Origin of the sequence: Nostoc sp. (genome assembly GCF_041747015.1) — a bacterium.
Classification (GTDB): Bacteria; Cyanobacteriota; Cyanobacteriia; order Cyanobacteriales; family Nostocaceae; genus Nostoc.
Map to the genome: position 1 here is coordinate 1 of NZ_JBGTFY010000283.1, position 15,262 is coordinate 15,262.

The 15,262-nt window shown below is 39.6% G+C and carries 11 protein-coding genes; 8 read left to right on the forward strand and 3 right to left on the reverse strand.

The window, feature by feature from the left end:
• The first annotated feature begins 324 nt into the window (after window positions 1-324).
• The 8 genes from ACEW80_RS23375 (at window position 325) to ACEW80_RS23410 (ending at window position 8,485) form a co-directional block, all read left to right on the forward strand.
• Window positions 325-1,635, forward strand: coding sequence for a restriction endonuclease subunit S (locus tag ACEW80_RS23375; protein ID WP_373528885.1), 1,311 nt, complete (start codon window positions 325-327; stop codon window positions 1,633-1,635).
• A gap of 32 nt (window positions 1,636-1,667) precedes the next feature.
• Window positions 1,668-1,994 (forward strand): DUF6883 domain-containing protein, encoded by a 327-nt coding sequence (locus ACEW80_RS23380; RefSeq protein WP_373528886.1) that lies wholly within the window; start codon window positions 1,668-1,670, stop codon window positions 1,992-1,994.
• Window positions 1,994-2,248 (forward strand): DUF4926 domain-containing protein, encoded by a 255-nt coding sequence (locus tag ACEW80_RS23385; protein ID WP_373528887.1) that lies wholly within the window; start codon window positions 1,994-1,996, stop codon window positions 2,246-2,248. Before ACEW80_RS23380 ends, ACEW80_RS23385 begins: the two co-directional genes overlap by 1 nt.
• A gap of 7 nt (window positions 2,249-2,255) precedes the next feature.
• Entirely contained in the window at window positions 2,256-2,486 is a 231-nt protein-coding gene (locus tag ACEW80_RS23390; protein ID WP_069350048.1) for a DUF433 domain-containing protein, read from the forward strand.
• Window positions 2,483-2,857: a DUF5615 family PIN-like protein gene (locus ACEW80_RS23395; protein WP_029630729.1), complete on the forward strand. Its 375-nt coding sequence runs from the start codon at window positions 2,483-2,485 to the stop codon at window positions 2,855-2,857. The genes ACEW80_RS23390 and ACEW80_RS23395 overlap by 4 nt, the downstream gene beginning before the upstream one ends.
• A gap of 48 nt (window positions 2,858-2,905) precedes the next feature.
• Window positions 2,906-6,076, forward strand: a complete 3,171-nt coding sequence (locus tag ACEW80_RS23400) for a type I restriction endonuclease subunit R (protein WP_373528888.1) — start codon at window positions 2,906-2,908, stop codon at window positions 6,074-6,076.
• Window positions 6,077-6,293: 217 nt separating this feature from the next.
• Window positions 6,294-6,524, forward strand: a complete 231-nt coding sequence (locus tag ACEW80_RS23405) for a hypothetical protein (protein ID WP_373528889.1) — start codon at window positions 6,294-6,296, stop codon at window positions 6,522-6,524.
• A 272-nt stretch (window positions 6,525-6,796) separates the two neighbouring features.
• Entirely contained in the window at window positions 6,797-8,485 is a 1,689-nt protein-coding gene (locus ACEW80_RS23410) for a transposase (RefSeq protein ID WP_373528890.1), read from the forward strand.
• Here ACEW80_RS23410 and ACEW80_RS23415 read toward each other — a convergent pair.
• From ACEW80_RS23415 to ACEW80_RS23425, 3 genes are all read right to left on the reverse strand, one after another.
• Window positions 8,398-9,234 (reverse strand): peptidylprolyl isomerase, encoded by an 837-nt coding sequence (locus tag ACEW80_RS23415; RefSeq protein WP_373528893.1) that lies wholly within the window; start codon window positions 9,232-9,234, stop codon window positions 8,398-8,400. The two genes, ACEW80_RS23410 and ACEW80_RS23415, sit on opposite strands and share 88 nt — an antisense overlap.
• Window positions 9,235-9,327: 93 nt before the next feature.
• Window positions 9,328-10,875 carry an HlyD family efflux transporter periplasmic adaptor subunit gene (locus ACEW80_RS23420; protein WP_373528891.1) on the reverse strand — a complete coding sequence of 516 codons (1,548 nt, stop codon included), beginning with the start codon at window positions 10,873-10,875 and terminating at the stop codon, window positions 9,328-9,330.
• 58 nt (window positions 10,876-10,933) lie between these two features.
• Window positions 10,934-13,969 carry a peptidase domain-containing ABC transporter gene (locus ACEW80_RS23425; protein ID WP_373528892.1) on the reverse strand — a complete coding sequence of 1,012 codons (3,036 nt, stop codon included), beginning with the start codon at window positions 13,967-13,969 and terminating at the stop codon, window positions 10,934-10,936.
• Between the last annotated feature and the right edge of the window lie 1,293 nt (window positions 13,970-15,262).

The window sequence follows — 15,262 nt, forward strand, 5'->3', positions numbered from 1 at the left end:
TATTAAGTGTGAAACAACCTAGTTATGTAAAAAAAATAACTAGTCCGACGCGTTAGTGAACTAGTTTTTAAAGAAATCCTCTTCTCATGCCATGAGTATTATTACTCATCCACAAATAGTAAAAACTGCAAAAGTATAGGTGGTAATAGAGATTTAGAGTTTTTGTTTGCAGATGAGAAATAAATTTTCGAGTTTGAGTTCTGGTAGGGTGCGTTATAAACTTTAGTTTTAACGCACCGAAAATCTAGGATGGTGCGTTAGCCTTCGGCATAACACACCCTACAAAAATTTTGTATTTTTGTCGTATTTTACGTAATTTAAATAATGAATAAGTGGAAATTAATATTGTTTGTTGAACTTTATCTAGAGCCTTCTAAAAATGGGTTGAATAGACCTAAAAGAGTAAGAGGTAAAGGATATAAAATGGTCAACATGGGAGAAATATTTACTTATGACAGGATACGAAATCCTTTTATGGAGCTTGTACCCATGAATGAGTTAGAAAAAGAAAAGTATAACCTAAAAACAGGAGATTTACTATTTGCTAGGCAATCTTTAGTTGCAGCAGGTGCTGGAAAATGTTCAATCGTTCTAGAAACACCTGAAATCACAACTTTTGAATCACATTTGATAAGAGTAAGACTTAACCCTACAAAGGCAACACCGCTTTTTTATTACTATTATTTTACTTCTCCTATGGGCAAAGCCAATGTCCAATCTCTTGTAATGCAGGTTGCAGCAGCAGGAATTCGCGGTAGTGAGCTTGCACAATTACCAGTACCATTTCCCTCTCTCCCCACGCAGAAGAAAATCGCTGGCATACTCTCAGCGTATGATGACCTAATAGAAAACAACACAAGACGCATCAAAATATTAGAAGAAATGGCACAAACCCTCTACCATGAGTGGTTTGTCAAATTCCGCTTCCCTGGTCATGAACACACCAAAATGCTTGATTCTGAATTGGGGTTAATCCCTGAAGGGTGCGAGGTAAGAAAATTAGGTGATGTAGCCAAAGTAATTTCAGGTTTTGCTTTCAAAAGTAAAGACTTTCAGGATGAAGGCATACCAGTTATTAAAATTAAAAATATTCGTAATGGGACAGTTGATATTTCTGATATTCAGTGTGTTGATTCAAGTTTTTTATCTTTAAATAGTAAATATCATATTAAAAGAGGAGACTTGCTAATATCACTCACTGGGTCACATCTTACTCAACCTAATTCTGTTGTTGGCAGAGTAGATGTTTATTCACAAAGTAAAAAAGTCTGTCTGTTAAATCAAAGAGCAGGAAAAATTTTCATCACGAATCCAGAGAGGTGTAAAATATCATACCTTTTTTATCTATTATCTTCGGAAGATAGAAGGCGAAGTATTGCTTTAATGGCATCAGGTGCTGCAAGTCAGGCAAATATTAGCCCTACACAAGTTGAAAGCTTAGATTTGTTAATCCCCGGAACAGAAATTTTGAATTTATTTCATCAAATTATTTCTCCAATATTTGAACAAATTAGTAATTTAGAAATTAAAAACTTTAACCTCCGCCAAACCCGTGACTTATTCCTCCCCAAACTTATATCAGGAGAAATCGACGTAGAACACCTAGAAATCACCACAGAGGACATAGCAACTTAACCAATTAAACATAATCAGATAAAAACTAAATTGTGAAAAGTCCCGATAATCTCATCATTCCCGAAGAAAAACTTACCCATTATCTTTTAGTTCCCCGCATCAAAGATGATAAATCAAAATTTTTAGCCCAAGCAGGATTTACACAAAATAACCCAGAAGATTTATTGACAGCTATTCGACAGCTAGCCACCACAAATGAAGCCGTAGAAGATAATACTAATGAATATGGAACTTTTTACACCATTGCGGGATATTTACAAGGAGTCAATGGTCAAAATTTAGTAGTTATTACAGTTTGGCTAGAATCAAAAGATGACGGAAGCTTTCGTTTTATTACCTTGAAACCAAAGAAGGACTAATGATGATGAAATTGGAACTATATCAGTACGTCGCTCTGTGTCGTGATTTCCCAGAATACAACCTCAAACAGGGTGATGTCGCTATGCTAATTGATTATGTGACTCATCCAAGCGGTGGTGAAGATGGTTATATATTAGAAGTGTTTAATGCAGCAGGTGAATCTATCGCTGTTTTTACTGTTCCTATGTCAGCAGTAGAAAAAATGCCCAGCGATGCAGTATTAGCCATTCGCTCATTAGCAGAATTAAAGTAATCATTTTATGAAACCACTAAAAAGAATCACATTCAACCCAGAAATCATGGGTGGCAAACCTTGCATTCGAGGTATGCGTGTTACTGTAGGTACAATTGTCGGTTTAATGGCAGCAGGACATACCCCAGAAGATATTCTCAAAGCTTACCCATACCTAGAACGCGAGGACATTTATGAAGCTTTAGCTTATGCTGCATGGCGGGTAGAAGAAATTGAAGTACCCCTTGCTTCCGCATGAAAATTTTACTTGATATGAATCTTTCTCCTGACTGGGTTCCAGTCTTAGAAAGTGCGGGTTTTGAAGCTGTCCACTGGTCAACAATTGGTAATCCCAGTGCTACAGATAAAGTAATCATGGCATGGGCACTGACAAACGACTACATTGTTTTCACCCATGACTTAGATTTTGGTACACTGCTGGCAATGACTCAAGCTGATGCACCTAGTGTAATTCAAGTGCGATCGCAAGATATCCTACCAGCTAAGTTAGGTAATTTAGTTATCAATGCCTTGCGTCAATTTCAGCAGGAACTAGAAATGGGTGCTTTGGTAACAGTAGATGAAGCAAAGGCAAAAGTCAGAATTTTACCAATTCAGCGCAATTCCTAAATACAGAATTTTTAAGTTAAAAATGGAGTAAATCTATACTCCATACGTATGCATCCACCTCACCCAGACTCAGAAGCAGCACTAGAGAATGCCACCATTGAACTATTCTCTCAACTGCAATGGGAAACAGCCAATTGTTACCATGAAACCTTTGGTACAAACAGCACACTGGGAAGAGAGACAAAGGGTGAGGTAGTTTTAATTCCCAAACTCCAGTTAGCTTTACAAAATTTAAACCCTGACTTACCCGCAGAAGCTATCCAACTGGCCATTGAAGAATTAACTCGTGACAGAAGCACGCTGAGTTTAGCCAATGCGAATGCAGAAATTTATCAACTCCTCAAAGATGGGGTAAAAGTCAGTTTTAAAAATGATGAGGGTGAAGAACAAGCAGAAACAGTCAAAGTCATTGATTGGAATCACCCAGAAAACAATAACTTTTTTCTCGCGTCTCAATTCTGGGTGACAGGAGAAATTTACACCACAAGAGCAGATTTAATCGGGTTTGTCAATGGTTTACCTTTAATTTTCATCGAACTCAAAGCACATCACCAACGCTTGGAACTTGCCTATAAAAATAATCTCACAGATTACAAGCAAACTATCCCGCAATTGTTCTTGTACAACGCCTTTATCATCCTCTCCAATGGCATAAAAAGTCGCATTGGTAGCTTAACTGCCAAATGGGAACATTTCGCTGAGTGGAAGAAGATAAACTCAGAAGGAGAAGAAGGAATAATTTCTCTAGACACGATTATTAGAGGTACTTGTGAACCTACCAAATTACTGGATCTAGTTGAAAATTTTATCTTCTTTTACGCTGCCAAAGGCACTTTAGTAAAAATCGTTGCTAAAAATCATCAATATTTAGGTGTTAACCAAACAGTTACCGCAGTTAAGGAAATCAAAACCAATCAAGGAAAATTAGGAGTATTTTGGCATACCCAAGGTAGCGGTAAAAGTTACTCAATGGTTTTCTTCTCCCAAAAAATCCTGCGAAAACTCTATGGAAACTGGACATTTGTAATTATCACCGATAGAGAAGATTTAGACGAACAAATCTATAAAAACTTTGCTTATGCTGGTGCTGTGACAGAAATTGAAAAAAATGTCCGCGCCAGTAGTGGAGAACACCTCAAACAACTATTGCAAGAAGATCATCGCTACATTTTTACGATGATTCAAAAATTCCGTACTGATAAAGGCGGAACCTACCCCCAACTTTCTGATAGGTCAGATATTATCGTCATTGCAGATGAGGCACACCGCAGTCAGTATGACACATTTGCGCTCAACATGAGGAATGCTTTACCTCATGCAGCATTCATTGGTTTCACTGGTACACCTCTAATGTTAGGAGAGCAAGAAACCAAAAAAACCTTTGGTGATTACATCAGCATTTATAACTTCCGCCAATCAATAGAAGATAGCGCCACAGTTCCCCTCTACTATGAAAACCGAATTCCCGAATTGCAACTCACCAATGATGCACTCAATGAAGATATAGCAGAAATCATCGAATCAGCAACAATGGATGAGGAAGAAGAGGAGAAATTAGCCAGACAATGTGCAAGAGAATATCAATTAATTACCAGAGATGACCGATTAGAGAAAATTGCTCAAGATATTGTCAGCCACTTTTTGGGTAGAGGATATCAGGGGAAAGCAATGATTGTCAGCATTGACAGATTTACTGCTGTCAAAATGTACAACAAAGTCCAGCACCACTGGCAACAATACCTGCAACAATTAAAAAATCAATTTGCTGAGTCTAATTTAAGTGAATTTGAACTTAAAAAATTATCAGTCACTATTAAATATATGTCAGAAACAGATATGGCAGTAGTCATATCTCAATCGCAAAATGAAGTAGAAGCATTTGGGCAAAAACAATTAAATATCACTCCTCATCGTCAAAGGTTAGTGAATGAATCTCCGCCACTAGATGAAAAATTCAAAGATGCATCTCATCCTCTACGCATCATCTTTGTCTGCGCTATGTGGATGACTGGATTTGATGTCCCCAGTTGTTCCACTATTTACCTAGACAAACCGATGAAAAATCATACTCTCATGCAAACCATCGCCAGAGCAAATCGTGTCTTCCCTGGTAAAGTCAATGGTTTAATTGTTGATTACATTGGTGTCTTCCGAGATTTACAGAAAGCACTAACTATTTATGGTTCCGCATCTGGAGGCGGGATTCAAGAAGGAGATACTCCAGTTAAAGCGAAAACTGCTTTAGTGGCACAATTGAGAGAAGCGATCGCAGAAACAACAGCATTCTGTACCCAAAAAGGCATTGATTTTACTGTTCTGGAGTCAGCACAAGGTTTTCCACGCACCAAGTTTTGGGCAGATGCAGTGGAATCCATCATTATTAATGATGATGCCAAAAAAACTTATCTCTCCCTAGCAGCTAACGTTAACAAACTCTACAAAGCGATTCTCCCAGATCCTGCTGCCAATGGGTTTACGGCTATCAATGCTCACTTGCAGACAATCAAAGAGCAAATTATGGTAGAAGTACCAGAAGTTGATGTGTCGGAAGTGATGGAACAAGTAGAAGAACTGTTGAATTTGTCCATCACTGCTGGCGAGTTTGTCATTCAGGAATCCCACTCTCAACGCATCGACTTAAGTCAAATCGACTTTGAAACGTTAAAAAATAAATTTGCTAGTACTGACTACCAGAGAACAGAAACCGAAAAACTCAAAACTGCGATCGCGCAAAAAGTCCAGCAGATGTTCAGGTTAAATAAAACACGCATCGACTACTTAGACAAATTCCAGCAGATGATTGCAGAGTACAATGCTGACTCACGCAACGTGCAGATATTCTTCAATGATTTGATTAACTTTGCTCAGGAATTGGGTGTTGAAGATAAAAGAGCGATCGCGCAAAATCTCACTGAAGAAGAATTAGCAATTTTTGACTTGCTGACTAAACCACAAATTCAACTCACCAAGCAAGAAGAACAGGAAGTTAAACAAGTTGCCAAAGAATTACTGAAAACTCTCAAACAAGAGAAGTTAGTTTTGGATTGGAAGAAGAGACAGCAAACCAGAGCATCAGTAGAAGTGGCAATTAAGGATAATTTGGATAAGTTACCCCAGAGTTATTCTGCTGAACTGTATGAACAGAAATGTCAGGAAGTTTATCAGCACATTTATGAGAACTACTCTGGGCAAGGGAGTATTTATGATGCTGGTGCGTAAATTCTCAAATTTATAATTCTGACACCTGTAGGTTACGTTTATTACCTGCGTAATGCTTGTAAATAATTTCTGGAGAGTTACCAACCCACCTTCCTACATCCTTCGCATCAATTTTTGTACAGCTTTAGTCGCATACAATATTTTATCTGTAATTAAAGCCGCTCTGCGAAGTGTTCATGGTTAAGGAAAAATTGATGCTGGCATTTCTAATTATTATTTGGTTGAAGAAATACAAAGTACCTACACAGGGATGATGATTGCAATTCCTGAACCAGAATGGCAGTTTATCTCCAGTCTGAGTTTATCGGCATTCTCCGAACTATTAAAGCAATGGGCGGCTCAAGTTGACCTCAAATGTTTTGCTTCTAGTTCTAGAGGTGTCAAAAAACACGACCACCACGAGAACGAAAACCCAATCGGCCTCATGTCTCTACAGCCCGTCTTCTAGCTGAAAAACAACGCCAGAACAAAGCTTCCACCCATGAAAAACCTCTATACTGATCCGATTAAAACTTCTGCTACACATACGTTACATTCCTAAATGTACTCTTTTTTTTAGTACACCTTAACAGGAGTAGTTGTAACGTGTTACAGATGGCTGATCAACGAATACGTAATAATGATTAAGATTAGGATAAATTAATTGTATCGGCTCAATAAGTAGGGGTAGGAAAAAAAATAAAGTCAGCGAGGGACACGCAATATCATAAAATATGAGACATGACGCAAAAGCTAGATTCGAGTAAAAAATGGGGAGAAGAGATACTGCAAACCATCGAGCCAAAAGGGATTGCAGACGAATCAATGCGTCGGACAGTAGAAATATTACTAAACCTAATAGAGCAATTGCAAGCAGAAGTCAAAGAATTACTTGCAGAAAATCAACAGTTAAAAGATGAAAACAACCGCCTGAAAGGAGAAAAAGGTCAACCAGACATCAAAGGCAACAAGAAAGGGTTTACCAACAATCACTCATCAGAAAAAGAACGACAGACCCCAAAAAAGCACAATAAAGGCAGTAAGAACGAGACGATTAAAATAAATAGAGAACAAATACTGGAATATCCCCTTGAGTTACTGCCAGCAGACGCAGAGTTTAAAGGCTATCAAGAAGTAATCATTCAAGACATCACCTTGGGAACGGACAACGTATTATTCCGGAAAGAGAAATACTACTCACCTTCAGTGGGAAAAACCTATTTAGCAGAACTGCCTTGCGGTTACGAAGGAGAATTCGGTCCTGGAATAAAAGCTTTGGTGATGAGCCTATACTATGGGGGCAACATGACCCAAGGTAAATTATTAGAGTTTTTAGAAGATATTGGGATATCCATATCAGCCGGATATTTATCGAACCTACTGATTAAAAACCACACTGATTTTGAAAGCGAGAAAGATGAAGTATATGCCTCGGGACTAGAGAGCAGTCATTGGCAGCACTTTGACCAAACTGGTGCGCGGGTTGGTGGGGTGAACTATACCACCAATGTAGTCTGCAACCCTTTATATACAATCTATCTGACCACTGCCAAGAAAGATAGATTGAGTGTAGTAAAAGTATTGCAAAATGCCACAGAACTGGAGTTGATTCTCAATCAACTTACAGATAACTTACTGGAGACTTTCCAAATCCCGACTAAATGGAAAAATGCTCTGAAACTATTACCTCAAGAAACTGTGTTGAGTGAAGCAGAGTTTAATGCCTTACTTGATACATATCTACCCAAACTAGGTTCTCAACACCGGACTCGAATTATAGAAGCAGCAGCGATTGCTTTCTATCATCAACAAACTGATTGGCCAGTGGTGCAAACTCTGGTTTGTGATGATGCTCCTCAGTTCAAGCTACTGACTGATAATATTGCTTTGTGTTGGGTACATGAGGGACGACATTATAAAAAGTTGACTCCTTATGTTGCTTGTCACCAAAAAGCTCTTGATAAATTCCTGGATGATTTCTGGGATTACTACCGAGACTTGCTGGCTTACAAAGATGCACCCAGTCAACAGATGGCAGAAAAACTCCAGTCTGAGTTTTGGAAACTTTTCGATACTAAAAGCGGTTATCAACAGTTGGATGAGCGAAAACAATTAACGCTGCTGAAAATTTCGGAGTTGCTTTTAGTATTAGAGCATCCTGAATTGCCTTTGCATAATAATCCGGCGGAGTTAGCTGCTAGGACGATGGTGCAGCGACGTAATATTAGTTATGCCACTCAAACTCTAGAAGGTACTAAGGCTTGGGATACTTTTATGTCTCTTGTTGCTACTACTCGTCAGTTGGGAATTAGCTTTTTTGAGTATATCCGTGACCGCATTTCTCACGTTGGGAATATTCCCCCTTTGGCGACTATTATTCTCGAAAAATCTGTTCTCAATTCTTTTGGTTTGTCATGGCTGCCTGAATAACTCTTTCCCCGAAATATTGAGGGGATACCTATTTTCATAGCGCTGAATTGTTGCTTTAACCAGTCAGAAAAGGATTCTGTAATGATTTTTTGGCGCAACTGTTTATCCAATTGGGGTTGAATGACTTCTTCCACCCAAATTAAATGCACTCCCTTGGATGTCGTAATCGGTTTGAGAGCTTGTGGTGGTGCAGCAGCAAATACAGCCGCTGCAATCTCTGGACGAAAATCTTTGCGGTATCGGAGTCCTTGATATCCATAAGCACGGCGGAGTTCTGTTTCTGGGATATATAAACGAGCGATTTCAGGAAAATTGATTTCGCCTTCTTCTAGGGCATAAAAAAGCTCTAAAGCCAAGTCCCGATCCTCGAAGACGACTTCGTAGGTAACGGCGGCGACATAATCTAGTTGGTGTTCATAAAAGGACTTTTCGAGTTGAGGGGAAAATAGATGATTCGCTAACTTCCGCGAAAGGATGTTGTTGTAGGCTAATTCTTCAAACTCATTCACAGATAGATGGTGTTTTTCTAGCCATGTCCAGGTTTCTTTAGCTTTAACAAGCTTCTTGGCAAACCGTAAATCATCTCCTTCTTGCTGTAATTCTTCTGGTGTAACTGTAATTCCTGCCTCTTGAGCTGCTTCAGCAATAATGCTTTGCGATGCGATCGCTTCCACAACATCAGGTATCTGACAGGAGAGTTTGAGACTGTGAATGATATCTGAACTGGAAATGGTCAGATTGTGGGGCATAACATAAATATTTCCAATAATTAGGGGTGTGGGCATTAGGTATTGGGCATTGGAAAAACTCTTCTTCAGCACTCAATCACCCGATCGCTCTGACTAAACCTCTAAACCGCCTTTTTGCAGTTTCTTGAACGGATCTAAAACAAAGTCAATCACGCGTCGCTGGCGAATGATCACTTCAGCATTTGCAGTCTGACCGGCACCTAATGGAATACGCTTGTTGTCACTTTGGACATACTGCTGTTCTAAGGTGATTTCTAGCTCATAGTTTTCGACGTTGCCTTGGGGTATTTGGCTAACTTTCGAGTCAGGAGAAATCCAAGTAACTTTCCCTTGCACAATGCCGTACTCTTGGAAGGGATAGGCATCAAACTTAACCTTAACTGGCATTCCTACCTTCAAGAAACCGCTATCTTGATTAGGCATATTAGCTTTGAGTACGAAGTCTACATACTTGGGGGCGATTTGGGCAATCCTTTGACCGGCTTGAACTACCGCTCCTGGCTTAGTGGTAGGTAATTCAAAAATCACTCCATTAATTGGCGATCGCACCATTCGTTGTTGCATCTGAAGTCTTGTAGATATAATCTGGCTTTTAGTCTGAGCCACTTCTGATTGCACTGCTATTATTTGTGTCTGTAAGTCCTTTAGTTGTTCTTGATTTTTCATTACAGCCAGTTCTCCGGCTTGCATGGCACTTTTATAGCTACTTTGTTCTTCTTGCAGTCGGAGTTTTGCTTGTTTGATATCAGACTCCAACATCTTGATAGTTACTTGATAACGATTTAGCTCTTCCACCAAGCGCAATTGTGCTTGTTTAATATCTGATATAGCCCTGTTATAGAGTCGTTTGCTTTCTTGTTGTTCTTTTTTGAGTTGATCAATTTGGGTTGCAGAAACCGCGCCATCCTCAACGAGTTTGCTAAAGCGTTCAACTTGCCTAGAATCTATACTCAAACGTGTTTTAGCCGATTGCTGATCGTCACGAGTGGTGTAAATCTGCTGCTCTGCTTGCTTAACTAATGCTTGTTTTTCTAACTTTTGGAGGTTATAGCTACTCAGTTTGGCATCCAGGTTTTGCTGCACCTGGTTAACTTGAGCTATTTTTTCTAATTCTTGGGATTTATTTTGTTGCTCTAAGAGATTCGTTGACATTAAGAGTTGATTTTTGAGCAGTTCCAGTTGGGATTGCCGATTTTGTAGCCCTTGCAATTTGCTCTGGACTTGTTGGAGTTCCGTTTCCAGCAGATCAGAGTCCAGTTCCAGTAGAATCTGACCGGCTCTAACTGTATCTCCTTCTCTGACCATAACTGCTTTGACGCTCCCACCAACTTGAGAGTCTAATTTTTGAGTTGCGCCTTTAGGCTCCATACGCCCTCTGGCGCTACCAGTCTCATCTACTTGTGAGAAAGTAGCCCAAGGTAAGAACAAACCAGCAAAAGCTATGAGTACATACAACAAACCACGAGTCCAAATTCGAGGTAAGGCATTGAGCAATCCTTCAGTACCGTAGTGCAAATCTTGACTGTCATTTTCTGCATCTGTCTGCTCGTCAAACTCTACAGATTTCTCTTGTTGTGTGTAACTTTGATATTCATCTGGCTCATCTTGGGAAATTGGGGATGATCTATTGGGATTTGGCATAGTTTTATTTCCGATAATAGTGGGGAGTAAGAATTTTAGATTTTGAATTGCCCAAATTTCAACTAACTTGAGCTAGTTGTTGTTGATTCAGATAGTAATAATGACCTTTTTTGGTGATTAATTCGTCGTGAGTACCGCTTTCTACCAAAACGCCTTGATCTAAAACCAAGATTAAGTCAGCGTTGCGGACTGTAGAGAGGCGATGGGCAATGATTACACTTGTGCGGCCTTTGAGAATTGTTTTGAGATTATTTTGAATAATTCGCTCTGATTCGGAATCTAGATGACTGGTGGCTTCATCAAACAGTAATAACCGAGGATTTCCGAGCAAAGCACGAGCGATCGCTAGACGTTGGCGTTGTCCACCAGAGAGCATACCGCCGCCTTCACCAATTTGGGATTCATAACCCATCGGTAGTTTTTGAATAAATTCATCGGCTCCGGCGTATTTTGCAGCTTGGATAATTTCATCTGAAGAAGCATCTGGATGAGCGATCGCAATGTTTTCGCGGATAGTCCCACCAAACAGAAAAGTATCTTGGTCTACAACACCGATTTGAGAACGCAGCGATCGTAAGGAAATACTCGTAATGTCACGACCATCAATCAGTACTTTGCCATCTGTCGGTGGGTATAAACCTAAAATCAACTTACTAAGAGTTGTTTTCCCCGAACCGCTGCGCCCTACCACAGCTACCATCTGTTCCGGCTGGATTTCAAAGTTAAGATTTTCTAGGACGTTAGTGTCACTTTCTGAGTGATAGCGAAAGGTTACGTTATGAAAGCGAATGTTACCGTGCAATTTACCCAACGACTTCCGGAGTTTAGTTTCTAAGTCTTCTTCTGGTTCTGCCTCCAAAACATCATTTATGCGTTCGGTGGAAATCACAATTTCCTGCAATTCATTCCACAGCATAGATAGCCGCTGGAAAGGACTCAAGACGTTACCCACCAACATATTGAAAGCAACTAATTGTCCAATAGTCAGTTCGCCATTAATTACTTGGGTCGCTCCGTACCACAACAATGCAGTATTCACAAAGGTTTGGATCACGCCACTGATAATTTGCAGGCGATTACCGATTATCTGAGCATTAAAGGCTTTTTTAACCAAATCATTTAACAGCTCCTCCCAGCGCCAGCGCACAGTCTGCTCAATTGACAATGAGCGGACGGTACGAATTCCGCTGAGAGATTCAATGAGATAGCTTTGTTCTTTAGTGCCTGCATCAAAAATCTCTCTGGAGATGCGGCGCAAAATATTTGTGCTAGCCAGTGCCAGAATAAAAAATGGCGGTACAGTACACAGCACGAATAATGCCATCCGCCAGCTATAGGAGAACATCAAGGCCAGATAAACCACCAATGTCAGCATATCCAGCACAATGGAGAGTGTCTGACCAGTCAGGAAGTGCTGAATTTTCTGGTTTTCTTGGATGCGCGAGACTATATCCCCAACGTAACGCGACTCGAAATAAGCAAGGGGCAAGCGGAAGGTATGTTTAATAAAACCTACGAGTAGGGCGATGCTAATGCGGTTAGCAGTATGAAATAGAAGATATTGTCGTACAGCGTTCACAGCGACACCAAACAATCCAAAAACAATCATCCCGAAACCAATGGCGTTTAAGTTTGTAACGCTACGTTGCACAAGCACTCTGTCGAGCAATAACTGGGTAAATACTGGCGTTACCAGTCCGAATAATTGGATTAATACCGAAGCTATAAAGATTTCTAGTAGTGTCCGATAGTGAGGTTTGATTAACTCAAAAAACTTCCAGAAGCTTGTACTTTCGCTTTTACTATCTTTTAATAGGGCTGTAGGTTGCAGTAACAATGCATAACCACTCCAACCTGCTTGAAATTCAGCTTTTGTCAGGCTGCGTTGGCCAAGAGCCGGGTCACATATAATCACCCGCTTTTTTGTGATTTCGTAGACAACGATGAAATGTTTGCCTTCCCAATGGACAATTGCAGGTAAAGGTTGTTCTGCCAATTTATTAAGAGTAGCTTTCACCGGACGGGTGGCAAAACCCAGGTTTTCTGCTGTTGCTGCCATAGCCTTCAGAGATGCACCACTGCGGGTGATGTTGGTCATATCCCGCAGACGATTGATACTAAAATGCTTGCCCCAATAGTTACCAATCATCACCAAGCAAGCAGAACCGCAATCGGCTGCGCTTTGTTGAGCATAGAAGGGATAGTTCTTGGTGACGCGTTTCCACCAATGCCCTACTTGCACTTTTGGACTGGGAAAGTGAAAACGTGATTTTTTTGGCTGTTGTTGTGACTCCTTCTCTTTTTGGGGAAAAGGAATAATTTTGGCTTTTGGAGATTGAGAAATTTTTTCCCGACTCCCGACTCCCCATTCCCCCAACTCCGGCAAGTATTCTAGTGCTGTTTGCAGATCGTCATTTTTCAGAATGTAAGCAATTGTTGGTTGCGTTGCTTGCCAAGCACCTTGTTTCGGTTGGACAAAGATTGTGCCTGGTGTTAAAGAATTACCCTCAGAATGCCGCAGTTTGCCTGTGTACAATAGCCACAACTGAGAATCTTGGGATATTTGTGGAGTTACAAAACCAGTTTCAAGCTGATGCCGCTCAAACAGAGACAAGGCTTTGAGCATTCCTGGAAATTGGGAAGTGTGGCACGGAAATTGGGAAATTTGGCGACATAACAACAGCAAATCCCAAAGTTCTGCACGGGCAAAAAGGCGATCGCCAATGCTAGGATACTTCTCTATCAATGTTTGCAATACGTCTTGCGGAAAATACCCAAGTTTTAAGCTTGTCGAAGCTCTGACTACGTAAGGACTAAAGTTAGCTTTGGGAAACAAAGTCAACTCGCCGAAAAAAGACCATGCACCAAAGGTAGTAATTAAATTTTCAGAGCTATCTAACAGTCGGACTTTACCTGTCAGGATCATGTAGATGCCAGGATTCGTCTGTGTAGATTGCCAGAACTGCTTTGCTACTGGTGGCTCCATAATCTCCATTGCTGCCAGAAAGTTTTGTAATTCTTTTTCTGAAAGCTTTACACCTAATGCTTGCAAGAATCTTTCACCTATATATTGCTCAGAAATCACTTCTGGCATTTTCTAACCTCCAAGACGAAATTTAGTTATCGCTCTGAATCAGATTCCAAAATTGATTACAAAACTTAATTAAAAAGTTGTTTGAATACCGTATTTTCACTGAAGAAATTCTCAGTTTCCTTAGAGTAAAGTTGTCGGCAAAGAGGATGGTCAAAACACCTTTGATGTAAACCTATAGCAACTTTTTGCAAAAATAAAAATTCAAAATGCTTAGAAAGTAAGCATTTTCACCAATTTTGAATAGAAGCTTTGTTTCCGCTTATGAGGAAAATATCCTGAATGAAAATTAGCTTTCCTGCTCTTTAATGAAGATATAAGGCTGAAAAAGCCTTAAAACACTAATTTCAGACATTCCTGCTTTTTGACAGCCTTGTCGTTAATCAAATGGTGTGACATAATTGTATCTTATTGCATTGAGTTGTAAATTATGGGCGAGCGCGATCCGTAACAGTTGTGTGATCAAAGCCTGACAGCAAAAAGACCACAACTGCGCTACTTGATTAACCATATAAGGTTAATCAGAGGTTTACATAATGTGCATTAAAACCCGGTGTTGTTACCCTAGAATTTCGCGATTCTGGGGTATGACCTCCGGGGTAGCCTCAATCTCAATCGGTTGACCTCCAGTATTCAAAAGCTTGCTTCGGGCGGGCTACAGTCAAGAGACATAAATAGTATAAAGCACATTAAATATTTTTGGAGATTTTACTAATCAAAGAAAATCTCAGTTAAAAACTATCGCTTGAGTTTGGTTGGAATGTAATAGACTCAATCCTTTAGGAACTGCGTCTAGTATCTTTAAGGGAATATTCAAAAATAAATAATACGCTTTGTAGTGTACCTCCTATAGTCATATGAGCGCAAGTGGTTAAGAGAATTTTGCTAGAATTACACTTACATAAATAGCTTACACTATCAACTTAAAGTTTGAATAAATTATACTTTTTTTTAACGTAATTATTTAAAAATTAATATATAGCTAATTCTTAACAAAAAAAATATATTTAGCGGTTGTTGATACATTAAATCTTCAAACAGCTAGGCGATTCTAGTGCTTTCATTTTCCATGAGTCCCGACTTGCACTTAAGTCTCTGATCTTTATTTCTTGAGTTTAGACTAAACCATGAAAAATGACTCAGCACGGCTGAGTTAATAACTATACTTTTGCAGTTTTTACTATTTGTGGATGAGTAATAATACTCATGGCATGAGAAGAGGATTTCTTTAAAAACTAGTTCACTAACGCGTCGGACTAGTTATTTTTTTTACATAACTAGGTTTTTTCACACTTA

Bases quoted from the DNA above. Each gene is read 5' to 3' on its own strand.
- ACEW80_RS23410 (WP_373528890.1), top strand. From the start codon at position 6,797: ATGACGCAAAAGCTAGATTCGAGTAAAAAATGGGGAGAAGAGATACTG.
- ACEW80_RS23395 (WP_029630729.1), top strand. From the start codon at position 2,483: ATGAAAATTTTACTTGATATGAATCTTTCTCCTGACTGGGTTCCAGTC.
- ACEW80_RS23385 (WP_373528887.1), top strand. From the start codon at position 1,994: ATGATGATGAAATTGGAACTATATCAGTACGTCGCTCTGTGTCGTGAT.
- ACEW80_RS23375 (WP_373528885.1), top strand. From the start codon at position 325: ATGAATAAGTGGAAATTAATATTGTTTGTTGAACTTTATCTAGAGCCT.
- ACEW80_RS23390 (WP_069350048.1), top strand. From the start codon at position 2,256: ATGAAACCACTAAAAAGAATCACATTCAACCCAGAAATCATGGGTGGC.
- ACEW80_RS23400 (WP_373528888.1), top strand. From the start codon at position 2,906: ATGCATCCACCTCACCCAGACTCAGAAGCAGCACTAGAGAATGCCACC.
- ACEW80_RS23425 (WP_373528892.1), bottom strand. From the start codon at position 13,969: ATGCCAGAAGTGATTTCTGAGCAATATATAGGTGAAAGATTCTTGCAA.
- ACEW80_RS23415 (WP_373528893.1), bottom strand. From the start codon at position 9,234: ATGCCCCACAATCTGACCATTTCCAGTTCAGATATCATTCACAGTCTC.
- ACEW80_RS23420 (WP_373528891.1), bottom strand. From the start codon at position 10,875: ATGCCAAATCCCAATAGATCATCCCCAATTTCCCAAGATGAGCCAGAT.